This window comes from Actinoplanes sp. NPDC048967 (genome assembly GCF_040649415.1).
Classification (GTDB): domain Bacteria; phylum Actinomycetota; class Actinomycetes; order Mycobacteriales; family Micromonosporaceae; genus Actinoplanes.
This window is the reverse complement of record NZ_JBEZFL010000002.1, coordinates 756,017-770,938: the sequence shown is the minus strand read 5'-3', so window position 1 is coordinate 770,938 and position 14,922 is coordinate 756,017. Positions and strand designations below refer to the sequence as shown.

General features: G+C 71.4%; 15 protein-coding genes, 1 tRNA gene and 1 other RNA gene. 13 read left to right on the top strand and 4 right to left on the bottom strand.

Going from position 1 to position 14,922, the window contains the following annotated elements; translation table 11 throughout:
- Window positions 1-8 precede the first annotated feature (8 nt).
- Window positions 9-1,085 carry a hypothetical protein gene (locus tag AB0C12_RS10330; protein WP_360546239.1) on the top strand — a complete coding sequence of 359 codons (1,077 nt, stop codon included), beginning with the start codon at window positions 9-11 and terminating at the stop codon, window positions 1,083-1,085.
- A gap of 14 nt (window positions 1,086-1,099) precedes the next feature.
- Window positions 1,100-1,525: a DUF2809 domain-containing protein gene (locus AB0C12_RS10325; protein WP_360546237.1), complete on the top strand. Its 426-nt coding sequence runs from the start codon at window positions 1,100-1,102 to the stop codon at window positions 1,523-1,525.
- Here the strand turns inward: AB0C12_RS10325 and AB0C12_RS10320 are convergent.
- Window positions 1,455-1,868, bottom strand: a complete 414-nt coding sequence (locus AB0C12_RS10320) for a glutaredoxin domain-containing protein (protein WP_360546235.1) — start codon at window positions 1,866-1,868, stop codon at window positions 1,455-1,457. The genes AB0C12_RS10325 and AB0C12_RS10320 overlap by 71 nt on opposite strands.
- Window positions 1,869-1,926: 58 nt before the next feature.
- On the opposite strand from AB0C12_RS10320, the gene AB0C12_RS10315 reads away from it, so the two are divergent.
- The 7 genes from AB0C12_RS10315 (at window position 1,927) to AB0C12_RS10285 (ending at window position 7,037) form a co-directional block, all read left to right on the top strand.
- The gene (locus AB0C12_RS10315; protein WP_360546234.1) at window positions 1,927-3,153 is read left to right on the top strand and encodes an ArsB/NhaD family transporter; all 1,227 of its coding nucleotides are present in this window, start codon (window positions 1,927-1,929) and stop codon (window positions 3,151-3,153) included.
- A complete protein-coding gene (locus tag AB0C12_RS10310) occupies window positions 3,150-3,623 on the top strand; it encodes a universal stress protein (RefSeq protein WP_360546232.1) in 474 nt (157 codons plus the stop codon). Before AB0C12_RS10315 ends, AB0C12_RS10310 begins: the two co-directional genes overlap by 4 nt.
- Before the next feature lie 228 nt (window positions 3,624-3,851).
- Window positions 3,852-4,061 carry a hypothetical protein gene (locus tag AB0C12_RS10305; RefSeq protein WP_203768881.1) on the top strand — a complete coding sequence of 70 codons (210 nt, stop codon included), beginning with the start codon at window positions 3,852-3,854 and terminating at the stop codon, window positions 4,059-4,061.
- 105 nt (window positions 4,062-4,166) lie between these two features.
- On the top strand, window positions 4,167-4,691 hold the full coding sequence (locus AB0C12_RS10300) for a DUF6886 family protein (RefSeq protein ID WP_360546230.1): 525 nt from the start codon (window positions 4,167-4,169) through the stop codon (window positions 4,689-4,691).
- An 83-nt stretch (window positions 4,692-4,774) separates the two neighbouring features.
- Entirely contained in the window at window positions 4,775-5,116 is a 342-nt protein-coding gene (locus AB0C12_RS10295; RefSeq protein ID WP_360546228.1) for an STAS domain-containing protein, read from the top strand.
- Window positions 5,117-5,148: 32 nt separating this feature from the next.
- Window positions 5,149-5,763: a helix-turn-helix domain-containing protein gene (locus AB0C12_RS10290; protein WP_360546226.1), complete on the top strand. Its 615-nt coding sequence runs from the start codon at window positions 5,149-5,151 to the stop codon at window positions 5,761-5,763.
- Entirely contained in the window at window positions 5,760-7,037 is a 1,278-nt protein-coding gene (locus AB0C12_RS10285; RefSeq protein ID WP_360546224.1) for an MFS transporter, read from the top strand. The genes AB0C12_RS10290 and AB0C12_RS10285 overlap by 4 nt, the downstream gene beginning before the upstream one ends.
- Here the strand turns inward: AB0C12_RS10285 and AB0C12_RS10280 are convergent.
- The 3 genes from AB0C12_RS10280 to AB0C12_RS10270 form a co-directional block, all read right to left on the bottom strand.
- The gene (locus AB0C12_RS10280; RefSeq protein WP_360546222.1) at window positions 6,992-7,978 is read right to left on the bottom strand and encodes a hypothetical protein; all 987 of its coding nucleotides are present in this window, start codon (window positions 7,976-7,978) and stop codon (window positions 6,992-6,994) included. The two genes, AB0C12_RS10285 and AB0C12_RS10280, sit on opposite strands and share 46 nt — an antisense overlap.
- 50 nt (window positions 7,979-8,028) lie before the next feature.
- Window positions 8,029-9,747, bottom strand: a complete 1,719-nt coding sequence (locus tag AB0C12_RS10275) for a hypothetical protein (RefSeq protein WP_360546220.1) — start codon at window positions 9,745-9,747, stop codon at window positions 8,029-8,031.
- Between the two features lie 140 nt (window positions 9,748-9,887).
- A tRNA-Ser gene (locus tag AB0C12_RS10270) sits at window positions 9,888-9,975 on the bottom strand.
- Between the two features lie 80 nt (window positions 9,976-10,055).
- Between AB0C12_RS10270 and ffs the strand changes: the two genes are divergently transcribed.
- The 4 genes from ffs to recR all read left to right on the top strand — a co-directional run bounded on the left by ffs (window position 10,056) and on the right by recR (window position 14,905).
- An RNA gene (gene ffs / locus AB0C12_RS10265) (signal recognition particle sRNA small type) lies at window positions 10,056-10,151 on the top strand.
- A gap of 68 nt (window positions 10,152-10,219) precedes the next feature.
- Entirely contained in the window at window positions 10,220-13,903 is a 3,684-nt protein-coding gene (locus AB0C12_RS10260; protein ID WP_360546218.1) for a DNA polymerase III subunit gamma and tau, read from the top strand.
- Between the two features lie 95 nt (window positions 13,904-13,998).
- Window positions 13,999-14,307 (top strand): YbaB/EbfC family nucleoid-associated protein, encoded by a 309-nt coding sequence (locus AB0C12_RS10255; protein ID WP_239130031.1) that lies wholly within the window; start codon window positions 13,999-14,001, stop codon window positions 14,305-14,307.
- Window positions 14,308-14,311: 4 nt separating this feature from the next.
- Complete coding sequence (gene recR, locus AB0C12_RS10250; protein WP_360546216.1) at window positions 14,312-14,905, top strand: recombination mediator RecR; 594 nt, start codon at window positions 14,312-14,314, stop codon at window positions 14,903-14,905.
- Window positions 14,906-14,922 lie beyond the last annotated feature (17 nt).

Below are 14,922 nucleotides of genomic sequence, written 5' to 3'. Positions count from 1 at the left end.
TGCGCATCATGCGAACGTCTTTCGTCGCGCCGGCAGTTGCTGCCGTGCTGTCCCTCATTCCTGCCGGGCCGGCATCTGCCGCGTCGGCTGCGGACACTGCGCCGCCCCGGCTTGAGTCGATCACCCTGGACCGCACCTCGGTCACCGTGTCCGGCATCCAGACCCAGCTGGTCGGGGTGCGGGTGCGGCTGACCGACGAGACCGGCGTCCAGCCGATCGAGTATGTGGCGGGCCAGGAGCTGGCTTCGCCCCGGCTCCGGTTGAACGCCTCGCCGAATTCCCTGGTGCTGTTGAGATTGGCCGAAGGCACCGACAAGGACGGGATCTGGACCGGCAAGCTTCCGGTCACCTCGGCCTGGAGCGGGACAGTGCAGCCGATCAGCATCTATGCCGCGGATCAGACCTATGCCAATGTGCTGGACACCGATCCGCGGACGCTGGTCGACACACCCAGCCTCCAGGTGCAGAGTTCGCACCGGCCGGGTCTGGACATGACGTTCTCGCCGGAGCCGGCTCCGGCCGGCAAGCCGGTCACCCAGCGGGTCCGGGCCTGGGACACCACCACCGGTAAGCCCTGGGCCAATCTGTCGCTGCGGCTGAGCTCCGACAACGGCTGCGCGGAGCCGGGCAACATCACGACGGTGAAGACCCGCGCGGACGGCACGTACCAGCGGACCCTCAACGCCACTCAACGGCAGTGGTTGCAATGCGTCTGGGTGCCTGGCGTCGATCAGCCGGCTATGTCGTACCCGATGACGGTCATCGCCTCGGACGGCGGGCACGTGCGCACCCAGCGCTATGCCGTCAGTGCGGCCCCGGCCGCGAAATCGGCGCCGGTCGGTAAGAGTGTCAACGTCAACGGCAGCGCCACCCCGTTGCACAAGGGCAAGGTCATGCAGTTGCAGCGGCTCTACCCGGACAAGACCTGGCGCAAGGTCAGCACCGCCAAGGTGCGCGACAGCGGCCGGTTCACCCTCGCGGCCACCCCGGCGGGCAAGGCCACCTACTCCTACCGCGTGTACGCGCCGGGCGACAGTTATGCGGTGGGCGGAGTGTCCAAGACGTTCACGATCCGCGGCACCTGAGCGACGAGTTGCGGATGGTGCGGGGACGACTGCCGGCCCTTGCCGCAGGCGTGGTGATCGTCGGGCTCGCCTTCGGGATCCGGTCGGTGAGCGACGGCGGGCTCGAGCAGTATTCGGGCACGGCGCTCTACGCCTCGATGATCTATGCGGGGGTCTTTCTGCTGGGGCCGGCGGTCCCGCCCGTCCGGGCCGGGATCCTCGCCGTCGGCTTCTGCTGGGCGGTGGAATTCTTCCAGCTCACCGGCGTTCCCGAGGCGCTGTCCGAGCGGAGTCCGGTGGCGCGGCTGGTGCTGGGTGCGAGCTTCGACTGGGTGGACGTCGCCTGGTATCCGGTCGGTGTCGTGCCGCTGGTCGTCCTGCAACGGCTGGTCAGCCGGCGCGCAGCCGGCTCCGCAGCCACCGCGGATCGGGGTTCACGTGTGGGCTCCCCGCCAGCATGACCGTCGGGACGGTCTCGTTGCCGTCGGCGACCGCGCGGACCGCTGCCGCGCCCTCCGGGTCCTGCCAGATGTCCACCCAGTAGGCGCGGCGCGAGGTGATCCCCAGCACGGCGCGCAGACGCAGGCAGAACGGGCAGCCCGGCCGCCAGTAGACGATGGCGCGCCCGTCCGCGGCGCTGCGGCGCTGTGCCTCCGCGGCCGGCATCGACCGGGGAAAGACCAGCGGCGACACGAACGCCGCCAGCAGGGCGAAGGCGAGGAAGGAGAACACCGACCCGCCGATGATCCAGAGCAGGGCGCCGAGCGCCAGGAACAGGCCGGCCTGACCCCATCGACGAAGCATGATGGAGACGCTACGCGAGCTGTGCGCGAGGCCGCGACCAGCAGTAGGGTGCGCAATCGTGTCCACCGCGATCTCCCTGTTGCTGCTCCTCGCGGTGCTCGGTTTTGCTGTCGTACGACCCCGGGGTCTGCCCGAGGCCGTCGGAGCCGTACCGGCGGCGGTGCTCACCGTTTTGGCCGGGCTCGTGCCGTGGCGTGATGCGCTCCACGAGCTGGGTGATCTCGGTCCCACGGTGGCCTTCCTCGCCGCTGTGCTGCTGCTCGCGTACCTGGCCGACCGGAGCGGGGTTTTCCGCTTCGCCGGCGCGGCCGCGGCGCGGTGGAGCAAGGGTTCGCCGCGTCGGCTGCTGGGCCTGGTGTTCGTCATCGCCGCCTCGGTCACCGCCGCGCTCAGCCTCGATGCCACCGTCGTGCTGCTGACGCCGGTCGTGTTCACCACGGCCTCGGCGTTGGCCATCCGGCCCAAACCCCACGTGTACGCCTGCAACCACCTGGCCAATTCCGCCTCGTTGCTGTTGCCGGTGTCCAACCTCACCAACCTGCTGGCGATGTCCGCGGCCGGCCTGTCGTTCCTCGGGTTCGCCGGGCTGATGGCGTTGCCCTGGCTCGCCGTCATCGCCGTCGAGTACGTGATCCTGCGCCGCTTCTTCGCCGACGATCTGGCCACGCCACCACACCGGCCGCCGGTCGAGGCGGTGCCGGCCCCGCGCTTCGCCCTGGCGGTGCTCGGCGTGACCCTGGCCGGCTTCGCGCTGGCGTCCCCGCTGGGCGTCCACCCGGCGTGGGTGGCTCTGGCCGGTGCGCTGGTGCTCGCCGTACGGCTGCGGGTCGGCGTGCCCACTCTGCTGCGGAAGGCGAATCCCGGCTTCTGCGTCTTCGTCCTGGCGCTGGGCGTGGTCGTGCTGGGCGTGAGCCGGGGCGGCTTCGGCGCGTTGGTCGACCGGGTCGCCCCGCACCACGCCGACCTGCTCGGCCTGCTGGCCATGGCTTTCCTGGCCGCCCTGCTGGCGAACGTGCTCAACAATCTGCCGGCGACCCTGATGCTGCTGCCGTTCACCGCGCACAGTCCCGGTCTGGTGCTGGCCGTGCTGCTGGGCGCCAACATCGGGCCGAACCTGACCTACGTCGGCTCGCTCGCCACTCTTTTGTGGCGCCAGATCCTGCACAAGAGTGGTCACCCGCCCGTGACGGGTGAATTTCTGCGGCTCGGTGCACTCACCGTGCCGGCCTGCTTGATCGTCGGGGTGGCGTCACTGTGGGTGAGTCTGCGAGTGTCTGGGGTGTGAGGATCCTGGTGTGGGTCGCGGAGGGCACCTGGGCGGCTTGTGTCGATGCGGTGCGCCCCCTGCCCGGTGACGTGACGCTCTTGCACGTCGTGGATGTCGCGACGGCTGCCGCGCTGAGTGGCCCGGTGGGTCTGCTCGGCCGCTCCGGCCCGACCGATCAGGGTGAGTATTTGCTGGCCCGGGCCGAGACCGAGCTGCTGGACGCGGCGGCGGCCCGGCTCGGCCGGGATGCCGCCCGAGAGGTACGGCGGGGCCGGCCGGAGCGTGAGGTGGTGGCCGCGTGCGCCAATGTGGATCTTCTGGTGCTGGCCCGCGACGGTGACCGCAGCCGGCTGGGGCCGCGCAGTCTCGGACACCACACCCGATTCGTCGTCGATCACGCACCGTGCCAGATTTTCCTTGTCTGGCCGGAGTCGACGCCGGGCCTCGGGACCCTGCTGCCGCCGCCCCACCATGATCAAATTCGCTGATCAGGTGACGGATGCGCGTCGGTACCGTTTCGTCCCTGGCGGAGCGACGTTGTTACCTGGGAAGATTACCCGGAGTAACAGTTAAGGCGCCGCCCTAATATGTCGCGTCTGCGCAAGGCGTAGGGCCGAAATCCACCGGATCGGACAACCCGTCCCACCCTGGCGGCGAAAAAGTTTCACACGACGGCCTCGCGCAAAGGTGTCTATGTCTGCCCTAAGGTTGGTCAGGTGAGAGTTGAGCAGCACTGGTGGAATGGTGACAACCGGCTCGCGCGCCGGGATGTCTACGTCCGCACCGACGGCGAGGTCTGGGAGGTCGAAGCCCAGATGGGTGGCCCCCAGGGCAAATCCAAGGTGCAGCAGTGTCCAGGAAAGGCGTCCGCGCTGATCCTGGCCGACGCGTGGCGCGGTCCACGCTGGCAGTGGCGCAAGCTCTGAGCGCCAGGAGCCGGGCTGTGCCGCACGCTTGAACTTCTCGGCCAGCCACATTCTCGATCGGGCCGGACCCTGCGGGGCCCGGCCCGATTCTGTTAGAAACCAGCGGTGCGTCCCCTCGCCGGTCAGGTCCTGCACTTCTCCGAAGACCCCGCCATCACTAGCTTCGTGCCGCACGTCGCGGCCACTGCCCAGCAACCCGAGCCGTACGTGTGGACCGTCGACGCCGAGCAGGCGCCGGCCTATTGGTTCCCCCGAGACTGCCCCCGGGTGCTGGCCTGGACGGGTCCGGAGACCACCGCGGCCGACCGCCGCTGGCTCGGCGACCGCCGTGTGCATGCCATCGAGTACGGCTGGCTGCCGGCTCTGCAGGCAGTCCGCCTGTACGCGTACCGCTTCGACGCGGCATCGTTCCGCCCGTTCGGCTCCCCGCAGCCGCACGCGATGGTTGCCACCACCGCCGTGACCCCGCTCGGACCGGCCGAGCCCGTCGGTGACCTGCTCGCCCTGCACGAGGGTGCCGGGATCCAGTTGCGGCTGGTCAGCAACCTGTGGGCGGTCATGGACGCGGTCGCCGCGAGCTCGCTGCGGTTCAGCGGGATCCGGTTGCGCAACGCGACGCCGCGACGGTGAAGGAGCGGACGAACTGTCCGCCATCGGCCGTTCGGGTGGATCTACGCTGTGAATCCCCTTAACCAGGACGAAAGTGATGCTCCATGCAGGCCACCGTGACCGACCTCCGCTCCGATGTCGCCGTGCTGCGCCTGAAGGGCGAACTCGACGCCGACACCGCCACCCAGCTCCATGAACTGCTGGCCGAACTCCTGGAACGGCCGGTGCCGCGCATCGTCGTGGACCTCGCGGACCTGAAGTTCTGCGACTCCGTGGGGCTCAGCGCCTTCATCACGGCCAAGCACGTGATCGTCGCCCGGGGTGGGTGGCTGAGCTTCGCGGGGGCCAACCGCTTCCTCGTGTCGCTGCTGGAGACCGTGGGCCTGAGCCGGTACTTCGCCATCTTCCCGACCGTCGACGAGGCGATCGCCGCGGCGCAGGGGTAGCGACCCGAGATGTGAGAGACTACTCTCGAAACATGTCTCTCACGAATCCGTTCGGCGATCTGCAGGTCACCGACCCGCAGACGATGCGAGCGCTCGCTCACCCCGTACGGCTGGCGATCTTGTCCTATCTCCAGCGCAACGGACCCGCGACCGCGACCGCGCTGTCGCCGCACGTGGGAGCGACGCCGTCGGTCACCAGTTGGCACCTGCGGCACCTGGCCGGCTTCGGCCTGGTCACCGACGCCGACCCGGAGGAGGTGCCGGGCGACCGCCGGCAGCGCTGGTGGAAAGCCAAGTCGCGCGGCTTCTCGGTGACGATGGGCGACGACCCGGAGTCGCGGCTGGCCGCCCGGGCCCTCGGCGAGCAGCTCGCCATGGCAGCCCAGCACCAGGTCAACGCCTGGCTCGCTGACGTCGGGCCGACCCTGCCGGCGCGGTGGCAGCAGGTCGCCGGCATCTCCAACACCAGCGTGCCCCTCACCCCCGACGAGCTGGCGGAGCTCAGTGGGCGCATCGACGAGCTGATCGCGCCGTACGTGCACCGCGCCGAAGCGGAAGCACCGGCCGGCGCCCGGATCGTCCGGATCCTGCGGCACTACCTGCCGGGAGCGGACGACTTCCGGCCGGTCCCGGGGGAGGAGTCGTGAGGCGCTTCGAGCGGTTGTGGGCCGGGCAGACGATCTCCCAGTTCGGCGACCGGATCAGCGAGCTCGCCCTGCCGCTGATCGCCGTGCTCACCCTGTCCGCCACGCCCACCCAGGTCGGCCTGCTGACGGCCGCGGTCTGGACGCCGAACCTGCTCTCGCTGCTCGTCGGCTCGTGGGTGGACCGCCAGGCGCACCGCAAGCGCCTGCTGGTGGCCGCTGACCTGCTGCGCGCCGCCGCGCTGCTCAGCCTGCCCGTCGCTCACTGGCTCGGCGTCGTCACCCTCGGACAGCTGTTCGCCGTGGCGCTGCTGGCCGGGGCCGGGCAGGTGCTGTTCTCCGCCGCGTACCCCTCGTTCTTCGTGGCCCTGGTCGACCGCAGCCGCTACGTCGAGGCGAACAGCAAGCTCAGCGTGAGCCGGTCCGCGTCCTTCGTGGCCGGTCCGGCACTGGGCGGCCTGCTCATCCAGGCCCTCACCGCGCCGGTGGCGATGCTGGTGGACGCCGTGTCGTTCCTGGGCTCGGCGCTGCTCATCGGCCGGATCCAGGTGGCGCCCGTGCCGGTCGAACCACGCCGGTCACTGCTCACGGACGCCCGCGACGGACTGCGGTACGTGCTCGGTCATCCGTACCTGCGCGCCGGGCTCGGCTGTGTCACCACGGTCAACTTCTTCGGCTACGTCGCGCAGGCGCTGGTGGTGCTCTTCGCCACCCGTACGCTCGGCCTGCCGGTCGGGGTCATCGGCCTGGCGCTGGGGCTCGGCGCACTCGGCGGCCTCGCCGGGGCGGCGCTCGCCCCCCGGCTGTCCCGGCGCTTCGGGGTGGGCCGGATGATGCTGCTCGGCGCGATCCTCTTCCCGGCCCCTACCGCGGTGATCGCCCTGGCCGGCGGGCCGGTGTGGCTGGCGGCCACCTCGCTGGCCGTCGCGGAGGCCATCGCCGGCTTCGGCGTGATGATGATGGACATCAACCTGAACTCCGTGCAGGCCGCGGTCATGGCCGACGAGATGCGCAGCCGGGTGGCCGGCGTGTTCGGCACGATCAACTACGGGGCCCGGCCGCTGGGCGCGGTCGTCGGTGGCCTGCTGGGCGGCGGCATCGGCCTGCGGCCGACCCTGCTGATCGCCGCAGCGGGCGGGATGCTCGGGTCCTGGTGGCTGCTGCGGTCACCGCTGCCCCGGGTACGCACGATGGAATCGCTGACGCCACCGGCCGAACTGGCGAACGCGGCTCACGGCGGCCCATCACGAAGCGACGTCGGTGAGAGGAACGGCTGAAGGAGCCCGTCGCCGGAAGACCCTGGCAACCGCCGCGCCACCCCGGCGAGGAGGTCGGCGACCTGCACCCGTGGATCATCGCGGGAGTCCACAGTGACCAGCCCGGCCAGCGGCGACACCCCGCCCGGCGGCAACCCGGCCTCGTCGGCCAGCAACTGCTGCAACTGCCGCAACCGCCCGGCGGTGAGGGCGCTCTGCTCGTCGTGGATCACCAGCACCTGCCGGTGCCCGCCGCTCCAGAACAGCACGGTCTCGGCCAGCGCGGGCAGCATCGGCTCCAGCGGCGGCGGGATCGACCGGTCGTCGTCGAACAGCCGGGCCAGGACCGTTTGCACGCGTGCCCGGTCGAGCCCGTCAAGTGCGTCCGGACCCAGCTCATCGCGCGCCCGGAAGAACTGGGCGAACGCCTCCGGATCGGGGCGGTGCCGCCGCTTGAGCCGTACCAGCTCGACGAACGCAGCGAGAAAGACGCCCCACGCGTCCCCGGCCGACCGCCCGGCCCGGTAAAGGCGGGAAGCCGCCGGCCGATTCCGCTGGGTGAGCCGGGTGCCGGCCGCGTAGGAAGGCTCCCCGAGAAAGAAGTCGACGATCCGCGTGACGAGAAAGAACTCCTTGTCGACCAGCTGAACGTTCGCCCGGCCGCGCAGCTCCGAGAGAAACCAATCCAGCGCCTCGCCCGCCTGCGGACTCCGCAGGAACTGCCCCGACTTGAACTCGTACGGCGAATACCGGAACCCGGACCGCAACGCCGCGATCAACCCGACCGCCTCGCCGACGCTCAGGTCGACGCTGGCATGGGTGATCACCGGGGTGGTGGGATCGAGCAGGTTGCTGCCGGAGAAGCCGGACTCGTCACAGGCGATCTCCACGACGGGGCCGGACACGCTGCCGACCGGTGGCAGGCCGCCCTGCAGCGGCAACCACAGCCGGTCCCTCGCCATGGCGACCATGCTCGCCCGCCGCGGCCGATCAGGCCACCGAATTGGGTGCGTCAGCCATTCTGCGCGGCGGGGACGGGGCAGCCGGCGGCCGGCTGCCATATCTCGTAGCCGGCGAAGTGCCACCGCTTCTGCCAGTGGCACGTCAGGCGGCCCAGGGCGGTGTTGCGGGAGTCGCCGGAGCGGAACACGTAGGTCGCCAGCGGGTCAGCCCGCACTTCGGTCCGGTAGGGCAGGTAGCGATCGAACCCCGGATGCAGCCCTTCGGCGGGACTGCCGAACAGCACAGCGCAGATGATCTGCTCCCGGCTGACGAAGGTCAGCCGGTTGCAGTCGAAGTAACCGCTGTAGATATGGGTGATGCCTTCGCGGCGTAGTGCCTCGATCAGCTGCCGGCTGGTGGCCTCGCCCGGAGCTCGGGAGGCGTCCCGGTAAGCCTGTGCAGTGCCCAGAGTCAGCGTCATGGCCACGAAGATCAGCACCGCGGTCCGCAGCGGCCCGCCGAATCGCGGTGCCACCGAGCACAGACTCCACATGGCGGCCACGACGGCTGGGGTGGCGACGAGGACGCCGATGAGATAGCGGGCGTTGTTGGCCGGGGCGACGCCTGGTGTGGGGCTGGCGGCGAAGGCCACGACCGTCAGACCGGCTGCGGTCAGCATCGCCAGCCTGCCGTACAGCTGGGCCCGGGCGGGCGCCTCACCACTTCGCTGGTCCGGCGCGCTGCGCCGGTGACGCAGGACGCGAATGCAGGTGAAGAGCCCCACGGTCCACAGCACGATGAGGGCGATCCCCCACAGTGTGGCCACAGCGTCGTCCGTCGGTGGATGCCAGCTTTCCGAATAGCCGAAGGCCCAGGCGGGCCGGGAGAACGGGTGGGCGATCGCGGAGCCGCCGGTGACGTACGGGAGGCTGGTCGTCACCGTGTTGGTCACCTGGCTGGTGAGACCGGCCGACTGTTCGCCGTTCAGCCCGGTGCCACCATTGAGGTACATGGTCACGACGCTGACCACACCACTGTCCCGCCACGGGTGAGTGAAGTCGTGCAGAAGCCACGGCACAGCGCCCATCAGCAGTCCGCCGCTGAGTGCCCACAGTCCGCCCGGCGGTGAGGCCGCTCGTCGGCGGAGAGTCATCCAGACCAGCACCGCCGAGGTGAGCACGAACGGAGCCGTCAGCAGGGTGCTCCACAACCCGATCGTGGCGGCGGCGCCCCAGCCGGCCAGCCGCCACCGCTGCGCACCCGCGTGGCTCGGGTCGGCCGGCGTGTCCAGCAGTCGATGGGCGAGGAGCAGGAGCAGGGTGCCGATGAGCAGCGTTTCGGGCATCGCACCCTGGGCCACGAGCTGATGGCCGTACAACTCTCGTGACCCGAGCGTCAGCAACCCGACCGAGACCAACGCCACCGCATCGCCGTACAGACGCCGGGCCAGCACATACAGCGCGGCCAGGAAGAGCAGGAACAACAGCAGCATCGGGACGCGCAGCCCGGCCAGGGACGGCCCGAACACCCGGAACACAGCTGCGGGCAGATATGCCTCCGCGGTACCCATGTACGACTGGCCGTACATGAAACTCGGGAAATGAGCGCCCTCGGCGATGTGCATCGCCATGAGTCCCATCGTGGCCTCGTCACTGTTGCTCGCCGGCCACTCCAGAAGGAGCAGACCGAGACGAACCGCGGCCGCGACGACCATGAGCAGCAGCAGCACGGAGAGCGATCGGGACAGGCGCAGCCTCCGCCGGGCCCGGACGCCGAACTCAGAGGTCACGTCAGTCCCATGTCCGAAGGGACGCTCATCCTGTCAGCCGAGATCAACTTGGGGGCGATCCGGCAGCTCCGCGCCTGACACCACGCACGCAGAAGGGCCGATCCCAACGAGGACCGGCCCTGGCGTCGTGCGGGTCGAGCTGGCGGAGGATACGAGATTCGAACTCGTGAGGGTTTTATCCCAACACGCTTTCCAAGCGTGCGCCCTAGGCCTCTAGGCGAATCCTCCGTCGGCCAGAATACAGGCCCGCCCGGGCCGCGTTGCGCGGGAGGGCCGCGCGGCGCCCACGCCGCGCCAGGTACTCTGTTCGCAGCCCCTCGTGCGGCGTCATCTTGTGAACCTCCCCAGGGCCGGAAGGCAGCAAGGATAAGCGAGCTCTGGCGGGTGCACGGGGGGTCCTTTCGTTCCCCGGGGTTTGTTGTTGTCACACCCTCGACGGAGAATGGCGCGGTCGTCGCAGGAGGTGGCAGGAGTGGCACTCGCCCTCTACCGCAAGTACCGGCCCCGGACCTTCGCCGAGGTCATCGGGCAGGAGCACGTCACCGAGCCGTTGTCGCAGGCACTGCGCAGCGGCCGGCTGCATCACGCCTATCTGTTCTCCGGGCCGCGGGGCTGTGGCAAGACGTCCAGCGCGCGCATCCTCGCCCGCTCGCTCAACTGCGAGCAGGGCCCGACCCCGGAGCCGTGTGGGGTCTGCGCCTCGTGCCGGTCGCTGGCCAACGACGGCGCCGGCTCGATCGACGTCATCGAAATCGACGCGGCCAGCCACGGCGGCGTCGACGACGCCCGGGACCTGCGGGAAAAGGCGTTCTTCGCGCCCGCCAGCAGCCGCTACAAGATCTACGTCATCGACGAGGCGCACATGGTCTCGTCGGCCGGCTTCAACGCGCTGCTCAAGCTCGTCGAGGAGCCGCCGGACTACGTGAAGTTCATCTTCGCGACCACGGAGCCGGAAAAGGTCCTCGGCACGATCCGCTCCCGCACCCACCACTACCCGTTCCGGCTGATCCCGCCGGCGGTGCTCCGGCCGTACCTGCAGCAGCTCACCGAGGCCGAGGGCGTGCACGTCGACCCGGCCGTGCTGCCACTGGTCGTCCGGGCCGGCGGTGGCAGCGCCCGGGACACCCTGTCGGTGCTCGACCAGCTCATCTCCGGCTCCGGCCCCGAAGGAGTGAGCTACCCGCGGGCGGTCTCGCTGCTCGGCGTGACGGACGTGGCGCTCATCGACGAGATGTGCGACGCGCTTGCGGCTGGTGACGGGGCGGCGGCGTACCAGACCATCGACCGCGTGGCCGAAGCCGGCCACGACCCCCGGCGCTTCGCCTCCGACCTGCTCGAACGCTTCCGCGACCTGATCGTGCTGCAGCAGGTGCCGGACGCGGTCGGCAAGGGCCTGATCGACGGCCCGGCCGACCAGCTCGAGCAGATGGGCGCGCAGGCGACCCGGCTCGGCCCGGCGACCCTGTCCCGCTGCGCGGACATCGTGCACAACGGCCTGGTGGAGATGCGCGGCACAACCGCGCCGCGGCTGCTCCTCGAGCTGATCACGGCCCGCATGCTGCTGCCGGGCGCGGACGACGCGAACAACGCGCTCCTCCAGCGCCTGGAGCGGATGGAGCGGCGTCTCACGCTGACCACCGACGAGGTACGCCCGGAGCCCGCCACCGCAGCGCAGTCCCCGGCGCCGGTGGGTGGGGGTGGGGGTATCTCCGCTGCTCGTGCCGCTGCGGCTGCGGCTGGGCGGCGGGCGCCCGCTGGGGGTGTTGCGTCCGGTTCCGTGCCGGGACCCGCGTCGTCGGGGCCGGGTGGCGGGGCCGCTGCGCCGGTTTCGTCGGCCGGGTTGGGCTCCGCTGCTCCGGTTTCGGCGATGCCTGGCGCGGCCGCGCCGGTTTCCGCCGCTGGGCCGTCCGCGGCCACGCCGTCCGCGGCTGGGCCTTCTGTCGCTGGACCGTCTGCGGCCGCGCCCGTTTCGGCGGCTGGGTCGTCTGCGGCGGCGCCCGTTTCGGCGGCTGGGTCGTCTGCGGCGGCGCCCGTTTCGGCGGCTGGGTCGTCCGCGGCTGGAGTGGCTCCCCCGGTCGCTGGTGAGCCTGATCTCGGGCCGCCGTGGGACGTGGAGCCGGAGCCGGATCCAGGGCCGCCCTGGGAGACCGAACCGGACGTTGAGCCGCCCTGGGCGACGGAGTCCGGGCCGGTCACGTCGGCGCGGAGTCCGGGATCTCCGGCCGCGCCGGTCTCCGCCGGTGGGAGGTCCGCGGCGGCCCCTTCCGCGCGGGCCGATTCCGGTCCGTCTGCGGTTTCCGCCGTTCCCGCTTCCGGCATCCCAGTCTCGACAAACCCCGTCTCGGGCGGTCCGGTCCCTCCGGGTGCCGGGCCCGCTGCCCCCGCCTCGGGCGCTCCTGTCCCCACGGGTCCCGTCTCAGGCAGCCCGAACGGTGGCCCAGCCGCCCGTCGGCCTGAGCCCGCGGGCCTCATGCCCGACGCTCCGGAAGAGCCCGGTTACGCCCCGCAGGCCCAGGCCACCGGGCAGCTGTCGGCAGCGGCGATCCGCGAGGTCTGGCCCGAGATCATGACGGCGGTCAGCCGCAAGAGCAAAAAGATCGCCGCCCTCGCCCAGGGCGCAACTGTGCGCGACCTGGAGGGCCAGACGGTTGTCCTGACCTTCCGCTTCCCCGCGCACGCCAAGATGGTCGCCGCGGAGCCGACGCTGATCTCCGACGCCCTCTATGAGGCACTCGGCGGCCGTTGGCAGATCCGTTGCGACGTCGCCGGTGAGAGCGGTCCGTCGCCGGGTTCGGGCGGTTCCGCCCCGCTGGGTCCGCGTGGTGGTCCGGCCGGTCCCGCTCAGCGTTCACCGCAGGGCCAGGACGGGCCGCCTCGCCAGGAGACGGCCCGCACCGCACCGACCACCGGTGGGGCCCCCGCACGGCAGCGGGACCCTGCCCCCCGCGCTTCGGCGACTGTCGCGAGCGACGCCGGCGACGAGTGGCCGGAGCCGGCCCGTCCCGGTGGACTCGCCACCGCGGTGGCCACCCAGGTTGCGGCACCTGCGGTCGAGGAAGAGGAGTGGCCGGAGCCGGCCCGGCCCGGTGGTGCCGCGGTCGCCGGCCGGTCCGGCGGGCCGGCCTTCGCGGACCCCAGCGTCGGCCAGACCACCCCGATCGGCGTCGACATCGACGGCCCGGGCGGCGGTCAGGGCTTCAGCGGCCCGGGCGGCGCGCTGAGTGGCGCCTCGGGCGGCGCGCTGAGCGGTGGCCCGGGCGGCAGCCAGGGAGCGGGCCTGAGCGGTGGCTCAGGCGGCGCGCCGGGCGGCAGCCAGGGAGCGGGCCTGAGCGGTGGCTCAGGCGGCGCACCGGGCGGCGGCCAAGGAGCGGACCTGAGTGGCGGCCCAGGCGGCGCGCTGAGCGGTGGTCCAGGCAGCGGCCAAGGAGCGGGCCTGAGTGGCGGCCAGGGAGCGGGCCTGAGTGGCGGCCCGGGCGGCGGCCAGGGAGCCGGCCTGAGCGGCGGCCCAGGCAGCGGCCAGGGAGCGGGCCTGAGCGGCGGCCCGAGTGGCGGACAGGGCGGCAGCCTGGGCGGCAGCCAAGGAGCTGGCCCGGGCGGTGGCCAAGGCATGGGTGGCCCGAGCGGCGGCCAAGGCAGCGACGGCCCGGGCAACCCCGCCCCGGCCAACCGCGTTGTCTCGGACGCTCCAAGCCCGAACACCATCGACGACCGGGCACGCCCAGCCGAGCAGTCCGGCGCCGCAGCGGACAGATCCCGTAACAGCGCACCCGCAGCCGCCGCAGCCCCGGTGACCAGCGGGCGACCCCCGTCCAGCGGTCTGGCCGCAGCCCGGGCCGCTGCCGCCGGCGCCGGTCGCGGCACCAACGCGGCCTCGCCGGCCAAGACCGGCGCCTGGTCCGACGGCTCACCGACCGAGGAAGCCCCCTACGACCCGGAGTACGACGGCCCGCCCCGCCCCGATGCCGCCCGGTCCAACGGCAGCGGCCTGGCGAAAGGCGGCCTGGCGAAAGGCGGCCCGGCGTTCGAGGGCTTCGACCCCGGCGACGAGCCGCTCGATGACGTGATCGACGAGAAGACCGCCCGGCAGAGCAGTGAGCAGCAGGCCGTACAGCTGCTCCGGGACGCTCTCGGGGCGGAGAAGATCAGCGAGTCCTGACCCGGTTCCGTGCCGCGCGTGCGGGGCACTGGACAATGGTCGGGACTACCCCCGTTTTAAGGAGCTATGCGATGCGCCCCGGTGGACAGCCGAACATGCAGCAGATCATGAAGCAGGCGCAGAAGATGCAGCAGCAGGTCGCGCAGGCGCAGGCCGAGCTGGCCGAGGCCGAGGTCACCGGTACGGCCGGCGGTGGCCTGGTCACCGTGGTCGTCACCGGGCTGGGCGAGTTCAAGTCCATCAAGATCGACCCGAAGGCGGTCGACCCGGAGGACGTCGAGACGCTGGAGGATCTGGTGCTCGCCGCCATCCACAACGGGTCCGAGGCGGTGCGGGAGCTGACCGAGCAGAAGATGGGTCCGGCCACCGGCGGCCTGGGCGGCCTGTCCCTCCCGGGATTCTGAGCCTGTGTACGAGGGCGCCATCCAGGACCTGATCGACGAGCTGGGCCGCCTGCCGGGTGTGGGCCCGAAGAGCGCCCAGCGGATCGCCTTCCACGTCCTGTCCGCCGATCCCGCCGACGTGAACCGGCTGGCCAGCTCCCTGCGCAAGGTGAAGGAGCTGGTCCGCTTCTGCACGACCTGCTTCAACGTCGCCGAGTCGGAGCAGTGCCGGGTCTGCCGCGACACCCGTCGCAGCAACGAGGTCATCTGCGTCGTGGAGGAGCCCAAGGACGTCGTCGCGATCGAGCGGACCGGTGAGTTCCGCGGTCGCTATCACGTCCTGGGTGGCGCCATCAATCCGCTGGAGGGCATCGGGCCCGACAACCTGCGGATCCGGGAGCTGCTGATCCGGCTCGGCACCGGCGAGGTCAAGGAGCTGATCCTGGCCACCGACCCGAACACCGAGGGTGAGGCCACGGCCACCTACCTCGCGATCATGGTGAAGCCGATGGGCATCGCGGTCACCCGGCTGGCCAGTGGTCTGCCGGTCGGCGGCGACCTCGAGTACGCCGACGAGATCACCCTGGGTCGTGCGTTCGAGGGACGTCGCGCCGTCTGACCGTACGTGGCGGCCTC

Bases quoted from the DNA above. Each gene is read 5' to 3' on its own strand.
- AB0C12_RS10280 (WP_360546222.1), bottom strand. From the start codon at position 7,978: ATGGCGAGGGACCGGCTGTGGTTGCCGCTGCAGGGCGGCCTGCCACCG.
- AB0C12_RS10255 (WP_239130031.1), top strand. From the start codon at position 13,999: ATGCAGCAGATCATGAAGCAGGCGCAGAAGATGCAGCAGCAGGTCGCG.
- AB0C12_RS10290 (WP_360546226.1), top strand. From the start codon at position 5,149: ATGTCTCTCACGAATCCGTTCGGCGATCTGCAGGTCACCGACCCGCAG.
- AB0C12_RS10330 (WP_360546239.1), top strand. From the start codon at position 9: ATGCGAACGTCTTTCGTCGCGCCGGCAGTTGCTGCCGTGCTGTCCCTC.
- AB0C12_RS10320 (WP_360546235.1), bottom strand. From the start codon at position 1,868: ATGCTTCGTCGATGGGGTCAGGCCGGCCTGTTCCTGGCGCTCGGCGCC.
- AB0C12_RS10295 (WP_360546228.1), top strand. From the start codon at position 4,775: ATGCAGGCCACCGTGACCGACCTCCGCTCCGATGTCGCCGTGCTGCGC.
- AB0C12_RS10325 (WP_360546237.1), top strand. From the start codon at position 1,100: ATGGTGCGGGGACGACTGCCGGCCCTTGCCGCAGGCGTGGTGATCGTC.